The following is a 20,030-nucleotide window of genomic DNA, read 5'->3' on the forward strand; positions in this document are numbered from 1 at the left end:
GCGCCCATCCTGCAGCATTGACGATTGGCGAAACCAACTCGGCCGGCCGATCTCCCCCCCTGCGGGAGAGATGTCCGGCAGGACAGAGTGGGGCGCGAAGGGGAGCAAACGCTTCAGGCACGGCTCATTGGGCCTCGATCTTCTTCATTCCACCCATGTAAGACACCAGAACTTCAGGAATCGTGACCGACCCGTCCTCGTTCTGATAGTTTTCAAGCACTGCAATCAGCGCCCGGCCGACGGCAGTGCCCGAGCCATTCAGCGTGTGCACGAAGCTGGTGCCCTTGCCATCCTTCGGGCGATAGCGCGCATCCATGCGGCGCGCCTGGAAATCGCCGCAGACCGAGCAGGACGAGATCTCGCGATAATTGTTCTGCCCCGGCAACCACACCTCGATGTCATACGTCTTGCGGGCACCGAACCCCATATCGCCGGTGCAAAGCGCGACTGTGCGGAACGGCAGGCCGAGCCGCTTCAGCACTTCCTCGGCGCAAGCCGTCATGCGCTCGTGCTCGGAGAGCGAAGACTCCTGGTCGGTAATCGACACCAGCTCGACCTTGTAGAACTGGTGCTGACGCAGCATGCCGCGCGTATCCTTGCCGGCTGAGCCGGCCTCAGAGCGGAAGCAGGGCGTCAGCGCGGTGTAGCGACGCGGCAGGCTTTCGTGCGCGACGATCTCCTCGCGCACGAGATTGGTCAACGGAACCTCGGCGGTGGGGATGAGACCCAGTCGCCCACCCGAATGCGGCGTGAAAAACAGATCCTCCTCGAATTTCGGAAGCTGGTTGGTTCCGTAGAGGACCTCGTCACGTACCAGCAGCGGCGGCTGCACTTCCTCATAGCCGTGCTCGGTGGTGTGCAGGTCGATCATGAACTGGCCAAGCGCGCGTTCGAGCCGCGCGAGCCGGCCCTTCAGCACCGTGAAGCGAGCACCCGAAAGCTTGGCTGCGCGCTCGAAATCCATGAGGCCGAGCCCCTCGCCTATCTCGAAATGCTCGCGCGGCTTGTTCGGCATGTTCTTTTGCCGGGCAGAGATGAGCTCCGTGCCGAAGCGCCGCACCTCGACATTGTCGTGCTCGTCCTTGCCGACCGGCACGTCGGCGAGCGGCACGTTGGGAATAACAGAGAGCGCGTCATCCAGCGCCTTGTCGAGCTCGCGCTCGGTCGCCTCGCCCGACTGGATGAAGCTCTTGATCTCCGCGACCTCGGCCTTCAGCTGTTCCGCCGCAGCCATGTCCTTGTTGCGCATGGCGTTGCCGATTTCCCTGGAAGCTGCGTTGCGGCGCTCCTGCGCCTCCTGCAGCTTGACGATGTGCTGGCGCCGCGCCTCGTCCTTGGCGATGATAGCCTCGACCGTGGAGCGCGACTCCTCGGGCGACCATTGGCGCTTCCTCAGCGCATCAATGAGTGCTTCGGGGTTCTCACGAATCCATTTGATGTCGAGCATGACGCTTTCCTGGTAAAGGTCGGGGCCGAGTAAACCCCGTGAGGGGGTAAACCGACGCGCGCCACGGCGCAAGGCCAGCCCTTCTCGAGCTCGCCAACGCGAAGCGGCAAGCGGCTGCCGCTCACAAATGAAGCCGAATGTCCTCGAACTGCGTCAGATGTCTGCCAAACGATTCGGCACGGATTCCACCTGTCCGGTCACCATCCGCCGGCATCGCATCCTGGTGCGAAAAGCGGCCGGCCGGACCAAACCCCTGATCAGGCCGACTGGCCGCTCGCCGAAGGAGGAGCAGCATCCTTCTTCTCGGCTGCCAGCCTTTCCTCCTCACGCTTCCGCTCGATCATCCTGGCGGTCCAGATCGAGATCTCGTAGAGCACGATGGTCGGCAGCGCGAGACTTACCTGGCTGATCGGGTCTGGCGGGGTCAGCACCGCGGCCACGACAAAGGCGAGAACGATTGCCCATTTGCGCTTGTCCCTGAGCGCCTGCGATGACAACAGCCCGACGCGCGCCATCAGCGAGGTCACCACCGGAAGCTGGAAGACCAGGCCGAAGGAGAAGATCAGCGTCATGATGAGGCTGAGATATTCCGACACTTTCGGCAGCAGGGAAATCTGCACCTGTCCGTCACCGCCCGCCTGCTGCATGGACAGGAAGAACCACATCACCATTGGCGTGAAGAAGAAATAGACGAGCGCCGCGCCCAACAGAAAAAGCAGCGGCGAAGCGATCAAGAACGGCAGGAAGGCCGCACGCTCGTTCTTGTAGAGACCAGGCGCGATGAACTTGTAGATCTGAGTCGCAATCAGCGGAAAGGCAATGACGAGGCCGCCGAACATGGCAAGCTTGATCTGCGTGAAAAAGAATTCCTGTGGCGCTGTGTAGATCAGCTCGACCTTTGAAACATCGAGCTTCGCCCACTCCACGGACCATTTGAATGGGATGACCAGCAAGTTGAAGAGGTGCTTGGCGACGAAGAAGCAACCCACAAAGGCGACGAAGAAGCCGCCGATGGACCAGATCAGGCGGCGACGGAGCTCGATCAGATGCTCGATGAGCGGCGCCGACGAAGCCTCGACCTCATCTATTTCTTTTGTCTCTTGGCTGCTCACGAGGCGTCTGTCTTCGCTTTATTGGCAGCTTTCGCTGCGGTTTTTTTGGTTGCCGCCGCTTTCGCAGGCGCCTTTGGCTTCGAGCCGGCTTTCGCCGCGCTCGCCTTACCGTTGGCGGCCTTTCCTTTCGGCGCGGCTCTGGGCTTTGCCGGCATTACCGGCTCGATCGCGGCGGTGGCCGCTTTTGCCTCGGAAGGCGTCTCCGTGCTCGCGCCCGCTTCGGAAACCGCAGGCTGAGCTGCCGTCGCTGCGCCGTTGAGCGCGGCCATTACCGGCGTCGCAGGCATGGCTTCGGGCCCGGCAACGCCCGGCATTGCCGTCGCACCGTTCTTCAGCGGCTCTGCCGCGTGAGTGACGGGTGAAGCCGGCTCGGAAGACGCTGCCGGCTGGGCGTCCTCTGCCGTGGCGGCGGGAGCCGAGGCAGGCGTAGTCGCCAATGATCCCGGATTCAACGAGCTGAGGCCGGCGCGAACGTCCGCAGCTGCCTGCTCGAAGGGGTTGAGCTGCTTCCTGAGCTGGTCCGCCGGATTAAGGCCACGCAGTTCGTCGACGGATTTCTTCACGTCGTCCAGCTCGGCTTCCTTCAGCGCTTCATTGAACTGACGCTGAAAGTCGCCGGCCATGCGACGTAGCTTTGCCGTTGTCTTGCCGAAGGTCCGCAGCATGCGCGGCAAATCTTTCGGCCCGACGACCACGATCAAGACGACCGCGATCACCAGCATTTCGGACCAGCCGATATCAAACATAGCTTTCGTTCCGGCTAGCTAGCACGGCCGGCAGCGGCCGCGAGCGGGTCTCAGCCCTTGGTGGCCTTTTCCTTCGCCACGACGGTCTCGTCGGCGCGGTGCTCAACCGTTCGGGTATCGTCGTCGGATGAATCGTCCTCCGACATACCTTTCTTGAAGCTCTTGATGCCCTTGGCCATGTCGCCCATCAGCTCCGGAATCTTGCCGCGCCCGAACAGCAGCAGCACGACGACCAGAACGATCAGCCAGTGCCATATCGAAAATGAACCCATTGCAACTCTTCTCCCAAGGGGACTGTTCCCGTGATTTATGCGTTTTTGTCGGCTCTTTCAAACACAAGTACGTCAGACTTGCGAAGGGAAAGCCAGATATCTCTCGCCGAGGATGACAATGCGCCGCACCGCACCCGGGCCCGGACCGGAGTTTCCGCACCGGAAACCGCGAGATCGAGGAGTTCGACCACGCCGAGGTAACGGCGCGAGAGGATGCGCGCCTGCACCTCTCCGCTGACTTCGCTGACATCGAAGCCGGAGGTTCGGATCGCCACATTGACTGGCGTGCCGTCGGCGAAACCCGCCGCGTCCACCTTGCCGACCGGCGTATCCGCCGCTCCGCCACTCGCCCGAGTGTCGAACACATTCAGCTCCGAGAAGAACCCGGCGACAAAAAGGTCCGCCGGCCTGAGGTAAAGCTCTTCGGCCCGGCCCGCCTGCTGCAGCCTGCCGTTCCTGAGCAGCGCAATACGATCGCCCATGCGCATCGCCTCCTCGGCATCATGCGTGACGACGATCGCGGTGGCGCGGCTGTGCCGCAATATGCCGAGCGTCTCGGCGCGCACCGAATCCTTCAGCCGGGAATCGAGGCCGGAGAAGGGCTCGTCCATAAGGAGCACTGCTGGCCTCGGCGCCAGCGCACGGGCAAGAGCAACGCGCTGCTGCTCGCCACCCGACAAAACATGTGGATAGGAATCAGCATAAGATTCCAGTCCCACTCGCTCCAGCGCGATCATCGCCTCGCGCTTCGCCTCCTCGCGCGACAGCGCGGTGAGCCCGAACCTGACATTGTCCAGGATCGAGAGATGCGGGAAAAGCGCGAAGTCCTGGAAGACCAGGCCGATCGAGCGCTGCTCGGGCGGGAGGAATACCGATGGCCCTGCGATCTCGCGGTCGTTGAGCAGCACGCGGCCGGCCGTCTGCGCCTCGATCCCGGCGGCGATCCTGAGCAGCGTCGTCTTGCCAGAGCCGGAGGGTCCGAGCAGACAAAGCACCTCTCCGGGCTCGGCGCTCAGCGTCACCTCGCGCAGTGTCGGATTGCCGGCGCCGAAGGAATGACTGATGTCGTCGAAGGCGAGCTTGGCGGCAAACGTCACGCCCGCCGTGACGCGGGTGGCTACCCGCGCGTCCTGGTTCATGGCGTGGGCCTCAAGGCTGAGCCTCGGAACATCCGAGGCTCAAAACAGGTGTTCTTCAGCCCCGTCAATCATCCCCGCCGCCGGGTGTCAACAGACCGAGCTCCTCGAGGTCGATGTCGGTGAGCGGATCCTCGTCGGGCGTCAGCTCGTCCGGATCGGCAGGTGGCTGCGGTATGGAGAAATTCGACGGCATGCGGACCGACAGCAGCCCGGCGCCCTTCAGCTCCTCGATGCCCGGCAGGTCGCGGATCTCGGAAAGCCCGAAATGGTCCAGGAATTTGTCAGTAGTGCCATAGGTCACCGGGCGGCCCGGGGTGCGGCGGCGTCCGCGCAGGCGCACCCAATCGGTCTCCATCAAAGTGTCGAGTGTCCCCTTCGAGGTTTCGACGCCACGGATCTCTTCGATTTCCGCGCGGGTCACCGGCTGATGGTAGGCGATGATCGCCAGGACTTCGAGGGCGGCGCGCGACAGCTTCTTCTGCTGAACGGCATCGCGGCTCATCAGAAAGGCGAGATCCCCGGCCGTGCGGAATGCCCAGCCGTCGCCGACCCTCACCAGATTCACGCCGCGCTTCTCATAGAGAGCATGCAGTTCGTTCATGACGAGCGGTACGTCCACGCCCTCCGGCAGGCGCGCGACCAGCGCCCTTTCAGTCACTGGTTCGGCGCTGGCGAAGACGATCGCCTCGGCCATCCGGACCGCCTCGGCAATGTGCAAGCGCAGCGCCGGATTCTCTTCAGCTTCATTCCCCTCGCCCGTTTCGTCCTCCAGCACAAAAGGAATGATCTGAGCGTTGCCGCCTTCACTCATGAAACCACCTCGATTGGCGCGGCCTTCTGCCGGCTGCGCAGATAGAGCGGCTCGAAAGCCGCATGCTGGCGAACCTCGATCTTGCCCTCGCGCACCAGTTCCAGGCTTGCAGCGAAGGAGCTGGCGATCGCCGTCGGCCGTTCCTCGGGGCTTGTCAGATACTCGATCAGGAAGCTGTCCAGCGCCGTCCAGTCCTCGAAGCTGCCGACCAGCCGCGTGAGGATTTCCCGGGCCTGCTGAAGCGACCACACGCCTCGTTTGGCAATACGCACGTTGGTGATGGCCCGACGCTGGCGCTGTGCCGCATAGGCCGTCAGCAGATCGTAGAGCGAAGCCGAGTACTCATTGCGCCTTTCGAGGATGACCGCCTCCGGCATCCCGCGCACGAACACATCTCGGCCCAGACGGTTGCGGTTGACGAGGCGAGCCGAAGCATCGCGCATTGCCTCGAGCCTCTTCAGGCGGAACTGCAGGACAGCCGCCATTTCTTCGCCCGATTGACCTTCCTCGTTTGGCTGCTTCGGGATCAGGAGCTTCGATTTGAGATAAGCGAGCCAGGCAGCCATGACGAGGTAGTCGGCCGCGAGCTCGAGCCGCATCGCCCGCACTCTCTCGACGAATTTCAGATACTGGTCCGCGAGCGCAACGATGGAAATGCGCGCTAGGTCGACCTTCTGGTTGCGGGCCAGATGCAGCAGTAGGTCGAGAGGTCCCTCGAAACCATCGACATCGACCACCAGCGACGGCTCGCCCGATGCCCGCGAGTCATCGTTCTCGGCCCAAAGCCGATCCATCGGCGCCGGGTTGGCCGGCTTGTCGTCACCTGTTTCCGCCACGCCTGCTCCTGGCGGGGCTCATGCCACCGCTTCGAAATAGCTTGCGAACTCATTGCGGATGTCAGCCTCCACAGCCGCATCACGCCCGGTAACATAGGTAAGCGCACGGTTCGCTCTTTCCAGCGACTTGCCGACCAGGGGCACGGTCCTCGAGACGATGCCGCGCATTTCCTCCATTACGCCGTTGCAGTGAAGGACGATATCGCAGCCGGCCGCAAGGATCGCGGCGGCTTTGTCGGGGAAATCCCCAGAAAGTGCCTTCATGGAAGTGTCGTCGCTGATGAGCAAGCCGTCGAAACCGATTTCGCCGCGCACCACCTCGCTGACTACTTTGTGCGACGTCGTTGCCGGCGCCGTCGGATCGATCGCGCTGTAGACCACATGGGCCGTCATGGCCATCGGCAGGTCGCGCAACCCCTTGAACGGTGCAAAATCGCGGCGCAATTCATCGATCGGCGCATCAACCTTCGGCAATTCGTGATGCGAATCCGCGAAAGCTCGGCCATGGCCTGGAATGTGCTTCATCACCGGCAGCACGCCACCAGCCATGAGCCCCTCTGCCGAAGCCCGCCCCAAGGCTGTGACCGTTTCCGGATCCTTGCCGTAGGCACGGGTGCCGATCACGTCGCTCGCACCCTCGATCGGCGCGTCCAGCACAGGCAGGCAGTCGACGTTGATGCCGAAGCGGGACAGGTCGAAGGCCTGCAGCCTCGCCATCAGCCAGGCCGCCCGCAATCCCCCCTTGCGGTCGGAATGATAAAGTGCGCCGAGCGCGGAGCCGGAAGGATAGTTCGGCGCTATCGGCGGTCGCAGCCGCTGTACCCTGCCGCCCTCCTGGTCGATGAAGATCGGAGCATCCTGGCGCCCTACGCAGTCGCGCATGCTCGCCACCAGGTCGGCTATTTCGGCCGGTTCGCCGATATTGCGGGCGAACAGAATGAAGCCCCACGGCTGTTCACCGCGGTAAAACCGCACCTCATCCTGAGTGAGGGACTTCCCGGCGCAGCCCAGGATGACGGCTCTTGATTCGCTCATGCCGCTGATTCTAGTGGCTTTCTGCCCAAAACGAAACGGCGCGGCCGGTGCCTATGGCGGTTTGGTGCTGGGGACAGCCTACTTTTTCCGCAGGAATGCCGTGGGGCTTCAAAGCCGACACAAGCGGAAAAGTAAACTGTCTCCAGGAACTGCCTACTTCGAAACGAAGCAGTTGCCGCCGGCAGATTTGTAGTCGTTGCAGAGGTTGATGGCCTCGTCGCGAGACTTTGCGGGCACGCGCACGCGCCAGTAAGTGCCCTTGCCGGCAACGTCCGCTTTCACGATGTTGACGCCGTGCCCACCGATCACATTGGCATAGCGCTTGGCCAGATCCTGGTAGGTCGACTTGGCGCTTTCTGCACTGGGCTGTGAGGCGATCTGCACCGACCAGGCACCTGCGGCGATCGCAGTTTGCTCGACATTGGCAGCAGCGACCTCCTCAGCCTTGACTTCGGTCGGTTTCGTTTCGGCGGACTTCGTTTCCGCCGGCTTCGCCTGGGCAGCCTGGACGACAGGCTTTGCAGGCGGAAGTGCCGAGACCTCTGGCGCCGCGGCCGCCTGATCCTCCGCTACGGCAACCCTCTTGGTCGAGATCGTCTTGACGGGAACAGCCTTGCTCGCCTCCGGCTGATCCAGGGAGGCGACGGCGGCAGTCTCCTCGTTGGCTGAAACGGCCGGCTGGTTGACAGCCGCCGCGGTCGCCGCGGCAGGGTCGTTCGCAGCCGGTTCCTCGCGCGCCACCAGCGTCCCGTCGGAGCGCACGACCATCGTCCTCACCTTTCGCGGCGCGACGACGATGCCCTCGGTCGTGCGAGTGTCCTGAGCGCCATCCACAGCCGGATCGATACGATCCTCGGCCTTCGGAATGATGTTTTCGTCCATGTTGACACCAGGGAGCGGATCCGCATGGGCAACGGAGGCGACGTCGATCGGCTCTTCCGAGGTCGTCACCAATTTCTGCTGTACCGGCTTGCCGCTCGTGGCGGAGGTGCCCTTCGCCGCGTCATAGACCTTGTTGTCCTGGTTCGGCACCGTCGCGCCGCCAGGGTTCTCCGGTCTGACTTTGACCGGGCTGTTATCGGCCTTGACAAGCGTCGGCATGCCCGCACCGCCACCATTGCCGAAGGAAAGGGCCAGAGCACCGACACCGCCCAGCACAGCAACACCGCCGACGATGGAAGCGATCAGCAGGCCTCGCCGCCGCGGGGCCGGGGCCCGTTCGCGAGCAGCCAGGCTAGGAGCGATGTCCGGTTCGACATCCTTGTTGAAGTCGAAATCGACGAAGCGATCCTCTCCCGAAGAAGCTGTTTCTTCTCTCGGATCGAGATCGTCATCCTGATATTCGAGTGACTGAACGTTGTAGCGGTAATCCACTGCTGCCGGCTCAAAGCCGACTTCCGACCCGGCTTGGGCCGGCATGCCGGTCGCGGGGTGAAAGAGCGTTTCGAAATCGGCATCCAAATCCGTGCGCTCGGCCGGGCGCGCAATTCCCCTCACCGTCTGGCTCATTGGCTCCTCGCTCACCGCCGCCTCGCCGAATCCCCCGGATAGTTCGGCATCGATGTCGTCATAGGCCGCGCTCTGAGGCTGCTCCTCCTCAAAGACGATTTCAGGAATGTCGAGGTCGTCGGCGACCGCGATGGCCGCTTCCGGCACGTCGACTGTCTCGATGTCGGGCACGGCACCGTCGTCGAAATCGGATAGCGCCTCTTCCGCATTACCGACGGATGCCGGAGCGGCCTGAGTGGCGGCGATATCGTCAGCGCGCGCCATTCCAGCATGAGGTGCAGGGAGGGGCGGCTCAAACGCATAATTTGCCTGACCATGAGGCGCGACCGGACTTGGGCCGGATTCGACAGGCGAATAGCCGTCCGCATAAGCCTCGCTTTCCCTGACCCCGCTTTCCATGGCCCCGCTTTCCATAGCATCGAGCAGGTCGTCGAGGTCATCCTCGACCGGCGAAGCGGCTGGCGCAGATGGCTTCTGGGAATAAACCGATGGCGTCTGGGAATAGGAGGTCGCTGTCGGCGGTGTCTGGGAATAGGACGGCGACACCGGCGTCTGGAAATTGGCGTGGCGGGCAACAAGCGATGGATTGATCAGGGAGCGCCGATATTCGGCGGCCGCCGTGTCGGGGCGAGAATCGCCTGCGCTCGATCGAGGGTTGTCGCCGGACCAGAGAGCGTCCCGACGCCCGGATGAAAACCGGTCAGGTCCCAATGCAGCTATAGAAGGCTCGATTGCGGCTGGCTTCTCTGCAAGCAGCGCACCCAGTTCCTCTTCGAGGCTTATCTCGAAATCATCGTCCTCGGTCGTAAACTGGTCGCCGGCTTTGGCGGCCGCCTCCTCGGGAGCTGGTTTGGACGCGACCGGCGTCTTGGCTGCAGGCGACGCAACTATCGGCGCCTCGCCCCGGCTGTCGGTCGTCTCCTCGATATCTGAAGCGAACTCGCGATCAAAAGCGGCAGCGAAGTCCATATCGACGTCGACGAGCGGATCCGCAGCGGTGGCCGCCGCCGGCTCGCTGACACGCGCTTCGGCCTGTAAGACCGGGATCTGGGCAGGTTCGTCATGCTGAGCAAGATCGTCAAGATCGAGATCGTCGAGATCGAAGTCCGAGATGGCTCGATCCTCTGCGGACACAGCCATGTCGCGCCCATCGGCCCGAGCGGCGATATCGTAGTGGACCACATGATATCCCGGCACGGGCGCGGGTTCAGTTGGCGCGGCTGGAGCCGCATGCAGTTCGTCATCAAGCGACGCTCCCTGCAGATCGAGATCGTCGAGATCGAACTCAACCCCGTGGTCCCGTGCAGATGCGCCGGCCTGAGACTCATCGACGTCAGCGGACGCCACATAGCCGACCGTAGCGTTTTCGAGAACGGGTTGAGGATCGACTGTTTCCTCAAGCTCAAAGGCGCGATCGACAGCGCCCATATCCGCACCGAATGCCTCTGCAAAGGCCTCATCGAATTCGCCTTCGCTTCCGACATCAGAACCTTCGGCCGAAGGAGCAGTGCCTTGGGCTTTCGGAGCGGCAGGATGAGCTTCGACAAGCTCAGCTTCGACAGGCTCGGCTTCGACAAACTCCGTCGCGACAGGGTTGGTTTCAGCGGCCGGCGCCTCGACTGGCTCGGCATGCCGCAAATAAGAGGGAGCCGCAGGTTCCTCGCGATGCGGTTGATCAAAATCGGCAAATTCGCCAAGCAGCTCTTTTTCGAGGTCGATCCCGAAATCCTCTCCAGAGGCCTCGGGCACTTCGACCTCGGGCGCACGGAACTGCGCTTCGGCGACCTTCGGCGCCGTGGGCGGAACTGTAGACTGATCGGTCTTCAGGCCCGCAGCGAGGTTTTCCCTGGCTTGGTTTTCCTTGGCCTGCGCGAGGGCTGAGACCCGCGGGTCAAAACCCATGATCCGAGTGAGTTCGGCGAAAGGATCCTCTTCATCAAGAACGATCGGGTCAACGACTTTTCGCTGGTTGCTCTCTGCCATTATTCTTCCCGTACTCGCAGCGCCACACCCCGGCGCCGGCAGCGTCGATCGGCGCGATTACCAGCGCAATGTGGGCAAAAGGTGACAGGAGAACCCGTTGAATCAGCGCATTTCCTTGGGCGCTTCCGCCCCTATCAGCGTGAGGCCGGACTTGATCACGTCCGCAACGGCCTGTACCAGCCCTAGTCTGGCAAAGGTCAATGATGGATCGGTAACCTTAACAAACCGTAAGTCTGGATTTTCTGTACCGCGGTTCCAATGCGCATGGAAGCTGCTGGCAAGATCATACAGATAAAATGCAAGCCTGTGCGGCTCATGCGACTGGGCTGCCCCCTCGATCAGTCGTGGATATTCTGCCAGCTTCTTGATGAGCGAGATCTCGCCCGGATCGGTCAGCATGGAGGCCCCCGCGCTGAGGTCGGAGCGGCTGAATTCAGACCTGCCGAGCTGCTCCGATGCTTGCCGGAAGACAGAATGACAGCGCGCTGAGGCATACTGCACGTAGAAGACCGGGTTGTCCTTCGACTGTTCTGTCACCTTCGCGAAGTCGAAGTCGAGAGGTGCATCATTCTTGCGGTAAAGCATCATGAAGCGAATGGGGTCGCGGCCGACCTCCTCGACCACGTCGCGCAGCGTCACGAACTCCCCTGCCCGCTTCGACATTGTGACCGGCTCGCCGTTGCGGAACAACTTGACGAGTTGGCAGATCAAGATCGTGAGATCGACGGAGCCGCCTGAGACGGCCTTCGCCAACGCTTCCATGCGCTTGATGTAGCCGCTGTGATCCGCACCGAGCACGAAGATGAGATCTTGGAACTCGCGGGAGATCTTGTCCTTCAGATAAGCGACGTCAGCCGCGAAATAGGTGAAGGAACCATCCGACTTGACCAGCGGTCGATCGATATCGTCTCCCACCTCCGTCGAACGGAACAGCGTCTGCTCGCGATCCTCCCAGTCTTCGGGCTTCTGGCCCTTGGGCGGCGGCAGCTTGCCCTTATAAATATAGCCCTTCAGCGTGAGATCACTGATTGCGGCGCGGATCGCCTTGGCGTTATCCGCATGCAGCGAGCGCTCCGAGAAGAATACTTCGTGGCGCACATTGAGAAGGGCCAGATCCTCGCGGATCACCGCCATCATCGCGTCGATCGCACGATCCTTGACGATATCCAGTGCCTCGTCCTCAGGCATTTGCAGCAGGCTGCGGCCGAAATCCTCCGCCAGGGCCTCGCCCAATGGGACGAGATAGTCGCCCGGATAGAGTCCGCGTGGGATCTCGCCGATCTCCTCGCCCAGCGCCTCCCGATAACGCAGCATCACCGAGCGGGCTAGCACGTCGATCTGAACACCGGCGTCGTTGATGTAATATTCCTTGACGACGTCGTAGCCGGCGAAATCCAGTAGATTGGCGAGCACGTCGCCGACAACCGCGCCGCGGCAGTGGCCGACATGCAGCGGGCCAGTAGGGTTCGCCGAGACATACTCGACATTGACCTTGCGTCCGCCGCCGATCTTTGAGCGGCCGAAATCGGCGCCTTCCTCCAGTATGCCGGCAAGTTGCTTGTGCCAATAACCTTCGGCGAGCCTCAGATTGACGAAGCCAGGCCCAGCGACCTCGGCCGCAATGACATCGGGATCTGCATTTAGGCCCTCGGCGATCCTCTCGGCGAGAGCACGCGGATTTTGCCCGGTGGGCCGCGCCAGCACCATTGCCGCATTGGTGGCAAGATCGCCGTGACTTGGGTCGCGCGGCGGCTCGACTCCGATTTTCGAGAGATCGGGGCTGAGACCGTCCTTTCCCTTGAGGTCGAGCGTCTCTATGATCCTTGTGATCCGCCCGTTGAAGTCGGCGAAGATGTTCATGGCGATGGTTTCCGGGAATGCGGCGACCTGACCAGGCAGGCGGCCAAATCGCGCCCGGCCTAGCCGAAAACCGGCGTATCGTCAAACAGACGCCGATGCTCCTTCAACGCATAGTTGTCGGTCATGCCGGCCAGGAAATCAGCAGCATAACGCGCCTTCACCCGATCCTCGGCCCGATCGAGCCCTTCGCGCCAGCCTTCGGGCATGGCGCGTGGATCGGCGAAATAGGCATCGAACAGATCGCGCACCACCTTCTCGGCGCCGGCTCTGACGCTCATCACGGATGGGTGGCGATAGATGTTCTTGTAGAGGAAAGCCTTCAGTTTCTTCTCGTCGTCCGCCATGGTCTTTGAGAAGGTGACGACCGGCCGACCAGCATTGTGGATATCGGCGATGTCCTTCGGCGCGATTTCGCGCAAGGCCGAGTGGGCGGTGACGATGACGTCCTCGACCATCGAAGTGATCTGCCGGCGCATGAATTCGTGTGCGGTGCGCACGGGGTCGAGCCGCGGGTAGTGCTTGCGCACGTCGGCGAGAATTGGGCCCGAGAGCGGCACCTCCTCCAGCATTTCGAGGGACAGCAGTCCGGCGCGAAGCCCATCGTCAATGTCATGCGTGTTGTAGGCGATATCGTCAGCGATCGCCGCGCATTGCGCCTCGGCGCTCGCATAGCGGTCGAGCTCGAGGTCGAACAATTCGTTGAAGTCGAGGATCGTCTTCGGCACGGCCCCTTTGCCTGGATCGGCGTGTGGTCCGGTCAGGGGGCCATTGTGCTTGACCAGCCCCTCGAGGGTCTCCCAGCTCAGATTCAGGCCGTCGAACTCGGCGTATCGACGCTCGAGCCTCGTCACCACCCTCAACGATTGGGCGTTATGGTCGAACCCGCCCCAGGGCCTCATCTTCTCGTTCAGCGCGTCCTCGCCGGTATGGCCAAATGGGGTGTGGCCGAAATCATGGACCAGCGCAATCGCCTCGGCGAGATCCTCGTCGCAGCGCAACGCTCGAGCGAGCGCGCGCGCGATTTGTGCCACCTCGATCGTATGTGTGAGCCGGGTGCGGTAATGGTCGCCCTCTTCGGCGACGAAGACTTGCGTCTTGTGCTTCAATCTGCGGAAGGCAGTCGAATGGATGATGCGGTCGCGATCACGCTGGAAAGGCGTGCGCGTGGGGCTGGCCGGCTCTTCGTAGAAGCGGCCCCGTGAGCGCGCTGGATCGGAAGCATAGCCCGCTCGCGGACGGTAGCCGAAGCCTATGTCACCGAGATCGGAACGTTCCTCATTCATACCGTGCCGCCGGTTGACTTGTTCTCCCGCGCTTCATACCTATTGGCCAAGTGCGAATGCAAGGTGACGCAGATGGGTGCTGACGTCAAAACCGGGATGAAAGTCGAGCTTACCGATGCGGCGGCCAAACGCATTGCCGCGATCGTGGCCAAGGAAGACGGCAAGAAGGCTTTGCGCGTCTCCGTCGAAGGCGGTGGCTGCTCCGGTTTTTCCTATAAATTCGATCTCGTCGGCGACCGCAATGACGACGATGTTGCCGTTGAGAGGGATGGCGCCACCGTGCTCATCGACGAGCTTTCGCTCGTGTATATGGGCGGCTCGGTGATCGACTTTGTGGACGATCTGATGGGCCAGTCCTTCCAGATCAAAAACCCGAACGCCGTGGCGTCCTGCGGCTGCGGCACCAGCTTCTCCATCTGACCACCATAACCATCGGCCGCTCGCGCTGCGACTCACGTCCGACCGTCACCCGACGGCCACGGTAATCGGGCGGGCGGCACGCCCCTGGATTTTTCAAGATAAACTTGAAAGTTCTTTCTTTGCTTTCGGGGAAGCCGGCATGCCGAGATGCTCGATCGAGTCGCAATAACGTCCTGATCACTTTGGATAATTCGGTCGCGCCCCTGCCGCGGATCAGCTCACTTGCAACTACATCTGAATCTGTTGCCGCCAACGCGCTACGCAGCTTCGTTGACACCCTTTCTGTCGGGTCCCACGCTGCATAAGGCCGACGAAATCGAGAAGCGGCCGAGAAAGGGGACAGCAATATGACGATATCAAATGCATCGCCCGCGCTTTACAACAAAGACTTAGCGCCAGCGACCGAACGCAACTGGGGGCCGTTCTCCATCTTCAACGTTTGGACGTCCGACGTTCACAGCCTGTGGGGATATTATCTCGCCGCGAGCCTGTTTCTGTTTTGCGACGGGTTCTTCAACTTCATCGTCGCGATCGGCCTCGGCTCGCTGGTAATCTATTTCCTCATGAATCTTGTAGGGATGGCAGGCGTGCGGACCGGCGTTCCGTTCCCGGTGCTGGCACGCGCTTCCTTCGGTATCTGGGGTGCAAATTTCCCGGCGCTGATAAGGGCAATCGTCGCCTGCTTCTGGTATGGCGCGCAAACGGCCGCCGCCTCTGGCGCAATCGTTGCGCTGCTCATCCGCTCGGAAGGCATGTTGGCTTTTCACCAGAACGTCCACTTCCTCGGCCATTCCTTGCTCGAGGTGATCTGCTTCGTGGTGGTCTGGGCCCTGCAGCTCCTGATCATCCAGCGCGGCATGGAGACGGTGCGCCGTTTCCAGGATCTCGCCGGACCGGCGGTATGGGTGATGATGCTGATCCTGGCGATATACCTGTCGATAAAGGCCGGCGCCGTCTCCTTCACCAGCGACATCCCAATGGACGTGCTCCTTGAACACACCAAGGACGCGGGCATTCCCGGCACGCCCGGCTCCCTTGCCGCGCTCGCTGGTGTGGCGGCCATCTGGATCACGTACTTCTCGGCTCTCTATCTGAACTTCTGCGACTTTTCGCGCTATTCACCCGACGAGCGCTCAGTGAGGATCGGCAATATCTGGGGCCTGCCGATCAACCTCATTCTGTTCTCGCTGGTCGCTGGTGTGACCACCATCGCCGCGTTCGACGTCTACGGCGAGGTGCTGATCCACCCGGACCAGATCTCGGCGAAGTTCGAGAGCTGGTTCCTGGCGCTGGTGGCTGCTCTGACATTCGCGGTTGCGACGCTGGGCATCAACGTCGTGGCAAATTTCGTGTCGCCGGCCTTCGACTTCTCCAACGTCTTTCCCAAGCAGATCGACTTCAAGAAGGGCGGCTACATCGCAGGCCTGATCGCGTTGGTGCTCTATCCCTTTGCGCCGTGGGAAGGCAGCGCCGCGACCTTCGTCGGCATCATCGGCTCTACCATGGGGCCGATCTTCGGTGTGATGATGGTCGATTACTACCTGATCCGCAAAAGCGTTCTCAATGTAGAGGAGCTCTACCAGGAAAACGGCGAGTTCCGTTTCCAGAACGGCTGGCATGTCAACGCGTTCATCGCCGCGGGTATCGGCATCCTCTTCTCCAGCATCCTGCCGAACCTCACCAACCTGCTGCCGTCCTGGTGGGGTGTTTATGGCTGGTTCTTCGGCGTGGCGATCGCTGGCGCGATCTACTACGGCCTTCGCGCCGCCAATGTAGGCCCAGTGACAAAACCTGCAGAGTGACAAAACCTGTCTGAATCTGTCAGGAGCCGGGCGGCACCCGCTGCCGCCCGGATTTTTTCAGGTGATCGCTCGGCTGCTCCCGTGATAATCGCAGTGCCATGAAGATCGTCACCTGGAACATCAACGGCATCCGTGCCCGTCTCGGCAACTTCACCCACTGGCTGCGCGAAAGCTCGCCCGACATCGCCTGCCTGCAGGAGATCAAGTGCTCGGACGATCAGTTCCCGCGAGCCGAAGTCGAGGCGCTGGGCTACAATGTCGAGACGTTCGGCCAGAAAGGCTTCAACGGCGTCGCCATCCTCTCCAAGCTGCCGTTCGACGAAGTCAATCGCGGTCTGCCGGGCGATGATGGCGACGAGCAGGCGCGCTTCATTGAGGGCGTGTTCTCGACAAAATCCGGTGCATTGCGGGTGGCCTCCATTTACCTGCCCAACGGCAACCCGCTAGGCTCGGAGAAATTCCCGTACAAGCTGGCATGGATGTCGCGGCTCGAGTGCTGGGCGACTGAACGCCTCGGGCTCGAGGAGCCACTCGTCCTGGCCGGCGACTACAACGTCATTCCTGAGCCCATCGATGCGCGCTTCCCGGAAAACTGGGTGAACGACGCGCTTTTCCAGCCCGAGACGCGTCAGGCCTTCAGGCGACTGGAGAATCTCGGTTTCACGGAGGCGGTCCGTTCGCTCACCGACGCGCCGTTGATCTATACATTCTGGGATTACCAGGCCGGCGCGTGGCAGAAGAACAACGGGATCCGCATCGACCATCTGATGCTGTCGCCTGAGGCCGCCAACCTTCTCGCTTCTGGTTCGATCGAAAAGCATGTCCGGGCCTGGGAGAAACCATCGGACCATGTGCCCGTATCGGTCGAGCTTTCGCTCGATCCGGCGTGACACTGACTGACCGCACGTCGCTTACTGACCGGTACCGTCCTTGAGCATATCCTGCGCAAGCGCTATCGCCCCACGGCGGTCGGCTTCGTCGGCCAGCGAGAAGGCCTCTTCCTGCATGCCTCGGATCCAGGGCTGATCGCCCGGCGGAGCGTGCTCGAGCGCGGCTGTCATCATGGCGAGCCCGCGTACGACCTTGCCGCTCTGGAACAGCAGGTTGCCAAGCGTCGCCTGTGCGCCAGCATGGCCTTTCTCGGCAGCGAGTTGAAGCCAGCGGCCGGCCTGGCGGATGCTCGCCTTAACACCCCCCTCGCCCTTAAGGAACATCTTGCCGATTTCGAATTGAGCGTTCGGGTTGCGATAGTTGGCGGCGGCACGCATGTAATATTCCTGAGCGGCGATCGGATTGGCCTCGACCGGCGTGCCGGGAATACCCGCCTTGAGGTAGGCGCCGAGGGCAACGAGAGCATCGGAGATATAGCTCTCCTCCGGGCTGCCCGGCTCGACATCCTGCTGCACGATCTCATTGTAGAACTTGAACGCTTCGTAATCGTTGCGCTGGACGCCGTCGCCTTCGGCATACATGCGGGCAAGCTTCCAGGTAGCGCCGATCTGGCCGTTCTCGGCCGCATAGCGATAGGCCTCGACAGCCTGATCCTTGTGGCCGTTCTTGTACGCGGAAAAACCGAAGCGGAATACCGCCCATGGATTGGAGCTCTTGTCGGGAGCCTTGTCCGGGCCTTTGTCGTCGAACACCTTGTCATCGAACGCAAAGGCATCGTCCACAGCGGCCAGGCTGGACACCGTGACGATCGCAGAGACTGCGGCAAGCCTTACAAACTCAGATATCCGCATAGCAATGTGTTTCACTCGCCGCGCCCGGATGGGTTACTGCACCGTCGCGCGCAGGCCCGACCGTTTGCGCATATTTCCAGATTGCGCCGGACTGGTAGTCGGTCTTGCGCGGCTTCCAACTCTTGGCCCTCGCCGCCAGTTCCTTGTCGGTGAGCTCTACGCTCAGATGTCCGTCGACGGCATCGATCGAAATGAGATCGCCGTCGCGCAGCAATCCGATCGGACCGCCGACTGCAGCTTCGGGCCCGATATGGCCTATGCAGAAGCCCCTCGTTGCACCTGAGAAACGGCCGTCAGTGATGAGGGCAACCTTGTTGCCCATTCCCTGGCCGTAGAGCGCCGCCGTCGTCGCCAGCATCTCGCGCATGCCAGGGCCGCCCTTCGGCCCCTCGTAGCGGATGACGAGAACCTCGCCTTCCCTGTACGTCCGGTTGGTCACCGCTTCGAAGCATGCCTCTTCCGAGTCGAAGCAGCGCGCCGGGCCCTTGAACTTGAGCTCCGACATACCCGCAACTTTCACGATCGCGCCTTCCGGGGCGAGGTTCCCCTCCAGGCCGACGACACCACCCGTCCTGGTGATCGGCCTGTCTGCCGGGTGAACCACGTCCTGCTGATCGTTCCAAGAAACGTGCTCCAGATTTTCGGCCAAAGTGCGGCCGGTCACTGTGAGGCAATCGCCGTGCAGATAACCGTGGTCGAGCAGCGTTTTCATCAGGAGCGGGATGCCGCCAGCCTCGAACATGTCCTTGGCGACATATTTGCCGCCCGGCTTGAGGTCGGCGATGTAAGGTGTGCGCTGGAAGATCTTGGCAACGTCGAACAGGTCGAACTTGATGCCGGCCTCGTGGGCTATTGCCGGAAGATGCAGCGCACCATTGGTTGATCCGCCGGTCGCCGAAACCACGGCGGCCGCATTCTCCAGCGCTTTGCGGGTGACGATGTCGCGCGGCCGGATCTTTTTGGCGATCAGCTCCATCACCTTCTCGCCTGCGGCGTAGTTGAAGCGGTCGCGCATCTCGTAGGGCGCCGGCGCGCCGCAGGAGTAGGGCAGTGCGAGGCCGATCGCTTCGGCGACCGTGGCCATGGTGTTTGCCGTGAACTGCGCGCCGCAAGATCCCGCCGACGGACACGCAGCCTGCTCGATTTCCGCCAGTTCCACGTCGCTCATATTGCCGACGGAGTGCTGACCGACAGCCTCGAACACATCCTGCACTGTGATCTGCCGGCCGCGATAGCTGCCGGGCAGGATCGAGCCGCCATAAATGAAGATCGACGGCACGTTGAGCCGCACCATTGCCATCATCATGCCGGGCAGCGACTTGTCGCAGCCGGCGAGCCCGACCAGCCCATCATAGCAATGGCCGCGCATGGTAAGCTCTACCGAGTCGGCGATCACTTCACGGGATACCAGGGAGGCCTTCATGCCCTGATGGCCCATGGCGATGCCATCGGTCACCGTGATGGTGCAGAACTCGCGCGGGGTGCCGTTTGCCGCCGCCACGCCCTTCTTCACCACCTGCGCCTGGCGCATCAGCGAGATGTTACAGGGTGCCGCCTCGTTCCAGCAGCTTGCGACGCCGACCAGCGGTTGGTTGATCTCCTTCGTCGAAAGGCCCATCGCGTAAAGGTATGAGCGATGCGGAGCACGGGCCGCACCAACGGTCACATGACGGCTCGGCAAATGGCCTTTCGAAATGACTTTGGCGTTCATAATTGTCCCAGCCGCATCTCTGCGGCAATACTCACTCCGCGTCTAATACCCGCGCCGTCCAATACAGTATTTCGCGTGCGCCGGTTTTATGGCGGGAAGTGGGCATTGTCCCCGTTGCGTCCTATAGCTCAACGGATGTTGAGAGAGTGTTGCTGAATCATCACAAGCAGGGCGTGTCGTATCTAAGCGGGCCAGTAGAGGCCCTTCCACCCCGCAGCGGCATCCGCCAATCGCAGGTGTTGGAGCCTGCAAATGCGCGGGAGTCCTTGAAGAGATCAGCAAAAACCCGGCCAAAGCCGGGTCCTTGGAGATCGATCTTGGG

The 20,030-nt window shown here is 62.0% G+C and carries 16 protein-coding genes; 3 read left to right on the forward strand and 13 right to left on the reverse strand.

The window, feature by feature from the left end; all coding sequences use genetic code 11:
• Positions 1-124: 124 nt before the first annotated feature.
• The 11 genes from serS to SAZ10_RS19685 form a co-directional block, all read right to left on the reverse strand.
• Positions 125-1,447, reverse strand: a complete 1,323-nt coding sequence (gene serS, locus SAZ10_RS19635) for a serine--tRNA ligase (protein WP_318611039.1) — start codon at positions 1,445-1,447, stop codon at positions 125-127.
• A gap of 257 nt (positions 1,448-1,704) precedes the next feature.
• Positions 1,705-2,559: a twin-arginine translocase subunit TatC gene (gene tatC / locus SAZ10_RS19640; RefSeq protein WP_318611040.1), complete on the reverse strand. Its 855-nt coding sequence runs from the start codon at positions 2,557-2,559 to the stop codon at positions 1,705-1,707.
• Positions 2,556-3,305, reverse strand: coding sequence for a Sec-independent protein translocase protein TatB (gene tatB, locus SAZ10_RS19645; RefSeq protein WP_318611041.1), 750 nt, complete (start codon positions 3,303-3,305; stop codon positions 2,556-2,558). The genes tatC and tatB overlap by 4 nt, the downstream gene beginning before the upstream one ends.
• A 50-nt stretch (positions 3,306-3,355) precedes the next feature.
• Positions 3,356-3,577 carry a twin-arginine translocase TatA/TatE family subunit gene (locus SAZ10_RS19650; protein WP_318611042.1) on the reverse strand — a complete coding sequence of 74 codons (222 nt, stop codon included), beginning with the start codon at positions 3,575-3,577 and terminating at the stop codon, positions 3,356-3,358.
• A 35-nt stretch (positions 3,578-3,612) separates the two neighbouring features.
• The gene (locus tag SAZ10_RS19655; RefSeq protein WP_318611043.1) at positions 3,613-4,716 is read right to left on the reverse strand and encodes an ABC transporter ATP-binding protein; all 1,104 of its coding nucleotides are present in this window, start codon (positions 4,714-4,716) and stop codon (positions 3,613-3,615) included.
• Between the two features lie 64 nt (positions 4,717-4,780).
• Positions 4,781-5,527, reverse strand: coding sequence for an SMC-Scp complex subunit ScpB (gene scpB / locus SAZ10_RS19660; RefSeq protein WP_318611044.1), 747 nt, complete (start codon positions 5,525-5,527; stop codon positions 4,781-4,783).
• Complete coding sequence (locus tag SAZ10_RS19665) at positions 5,524-6,321, reverse strand: ScpA family protein (protein WP_318611090.1); 798 nt, start codon at positions 6,319-6,321, stop codon at positions 5,524-5,526. Before SAZ10_RS19665 ends, scpB begins: the two co-directional genes overlap by 4 nt.
• Positions 6,322-6,381: 60 nt before the next feature.
• Entirely contained in the window at positions 6,382-7,398 is a 1,017-nt protein-coding gene (nagZ, locus tag SAZ10_RS19670; RefSeq protein WP_318611045.1) for a beta-N-acetylhexosaminidase, read from the reverse strand.
• Between the two features lie 153 nt (positions 7,399-7,551).
• Positions 7,552-10,890: an SPOR domain-containing protein gene (locus SAZ10_RS19675; protein WP_318611046.1), complete on the reverse strand. Its 3,339-nt coding sequence runs from the start codon at positions 10,888-10,890 to the stop codon at positions 7,552-7,554.
• A 102-nt stretch (positions 10,891-10,992) separates the two neighbouring features.
• Positions 10,993-12,750: an arginine--tRNA ligase gene (argS, locus tag SAZ10_RS19680; RefSeq protein WP_318611047.1), complete on the reverse strand. Its 1,758-nt coding sequence runs from the start codon at positions 12,748-12,750 to the stop codon at positions 10,993-10,995.
• Positions 12,751-12,809: 59 nt separating this feature from the next.
• On the reverse strand, positions 12,810-14,033 hold the full coding sequence (locus tag SAZ10_RS19685; RefSeq protein ID WP_318611048.1) for a deoxyguanosinetriphosphate triphosphohydrolase: 1,224 nt from the start codon (positions 14,031-14,033) through the stop codon (positions 12,810-12,812).
• 72 nt (positions 14,034-14,105) lie between these two features.
• On the opposite strand from SAZ10_RS19685, the gene erpA reads away from it, so the two are divergent.
• The 3 genes from erpA to xth all read left to right on the forward strand — a co-directional run bounded on the left by erpA (position 14,106) and on the right by xth (position 17,145).
• Entirely contained in the window at positions 14,106-14,453 is a 348-nt protein-coding gene (erpA, locus tag SAZ10_RS19690) for an iron-sulfur cluster insertion protein ErpA (RefSeq protein ID WP_318611049.1), read from the forward strand.
• A gap of 347 nt (positions 14,454-14,800) precedes the next feature.
• Positions 14,801-16,255 carry an NCS1 family nucleobase:cation symporter-1 gene (locus SAZ10_RS19695; protein ID WP_318611050.1) on the forward strand — a complete coding sequence of 485 codons (1,455 nt, stop codon included), beginning with the start codon at positions 14,801-14,803 and terminating at the stop codon, positions 16,253-16,255.
• A 98-nt stretch (positions 16,256-16,353) separates the two neighbouring features.
• Entirely contained in the window at positions 16,354-17,145 is a 792-nt protein-coding gene (gene xth, locus SAZ10_RS19700; RefSeq protein ID WP_318611051.1) for an exodeoxyribonuclease III, read from the forward strand.
• A gap of 21 nt (positions 17,146-17,166) precedes the next feature.
• Here the strand turns inward: xth and SAZ10_RS19705 are convergent, their stop codons facing one another.
• Positions 17,167-17,997 carry a tetratricopeptide repeat protein gene (locus SAZ10_RS19705; protein ID WP_318611052.1) on the reverse strand — a complete coding sequence of 277 codons (831 nt, stop codon included), beginning with the start codon at positions 17,995-17,997 and terminating at the stop codon, positions 17,167-17,169.
• Positions 17,984-19,708 (reverse strand): dihydroxy-acid dehydratase, encoded by a 1,725-nt coding sequence (gene ilvD / locus SAZ10_RS19710; protein WP_318611053.1) that lies wholly within the window; start codon positions 19,706-19,708, stop codon positions 17,984-17,986. Before ilvD ends, SAZ10_RS19705 begins: the two co-directional genes overlap by 14 nt.
• Positions 19,709-20,030 lie beyond the last annotated feature (322 nt).

It is taken from the genome of Mesorhizobium sp. BAC0120 (assembly GCF_033542235.1).
Lineage (GTDB): Bacteria > Pseudomonadota > Alphaproteobacteria > Rhizobiales > Rhizobiaceae > JAWRCU01.

Coding starts and splice junctions, on each gene's coding strand:
- SAZ10_RS19705 (WP_318611052.1), bottom strand. CDS start 17,997: ATGCGGATATCTGAGTTTGTAAGGCTTGCCGCAGTCTCTGCGATCGTC.
- scpB (WP_318611044.1), bottom strand. CDS start 5,527: ATGAGTGAAGGCGGCAACGCTCAGATCATTCCTTTTGTGCTGGAGGAC.
- serS (WP_318611039.1), bottom strand. CDS start 1,447: ATGCTCGACATCAAATGGATTCGTGAGAACCCCGAAGCACTCATTGAT.
- erpA (WP_318611049.1), top strand. CDS start 14,106: ATGGGTGCTGACGTCAAAACCGGGATGAAAGTCGAGCTTACCGATGCG.
- SAZ10_RS19685 (WP_318611048.1), bottom strand. CDS start 14,033: ATGAATGAGGAACGTTCCGATCTCGGTGACATAGGCTTCGGCTACCGT.
- xth (WP_318611051.1), top strand. CDS start 16,354: ATGAAGATCGTCACCTGGAACATCAACGGCATCCGTGCCCGTCTCGGC.
- SAZ10_RS19675 (WP_318611046.1), bottom strand. CDS start 10,890: ATGGCAGAGAGCAACCAGCGAAAAGTCGTTGACCCGATCGTTCTTGAT.
- nagZ (WP_318611045.1), bottom strand. CDS start 7,398: ATGAGCGAATCAAGAGCCGTCATCCTGGGCTGCGCCGGGAAGTCCCTC.
- SAZ10_RS19650 (WP_318611042.1), bottom strand. CDS start 3,577: ATGGGTTCATTTTCGATATGGCACTGGCTGATCGTTCTGGTCGTCGTG.
- ilvD (WP_318611053.1), bottom strand. CDS start 19,708: ATGAACGCCAAAGTCATTTCGAAAGGCCATTTGCCGAGCCGTCATGTG.
- tatB (WP_318611041.1), bottom strand. CDS start 3,305: ATGTTTGATATCGGCTGGTCCGAAATGCTGGTGATCGCGGTCGTCTTG.
- argS (WP_318611047.1), bottom strand. CDS start 12,750: ATGAACATCTTCGCCGACTTCAACGGGCGGATCACAAGGATCATAGAG.
- SAZ10_RS19695 (WP_318611050.1), top strand. CDS start 14,801: ATGACGATATCAAATGCATCGCCCGCGCTTTACAACAAAGACTTAGCG.
- SAZ10_RS19655 (WP_318611043.1), bottom strand. CDS start 4,716: ATGAACCAGGACGCGCGGGTAGCCACCCGCGTCACGGCGGGCGTGACG.
- SAZ10_RS19665 (WP_318611090.1), bottom strand. CDS start 6,321: ATGGATCGGCTTTGGGCCGAGAACGATGACTCGCGGGCATCGGGCGAG.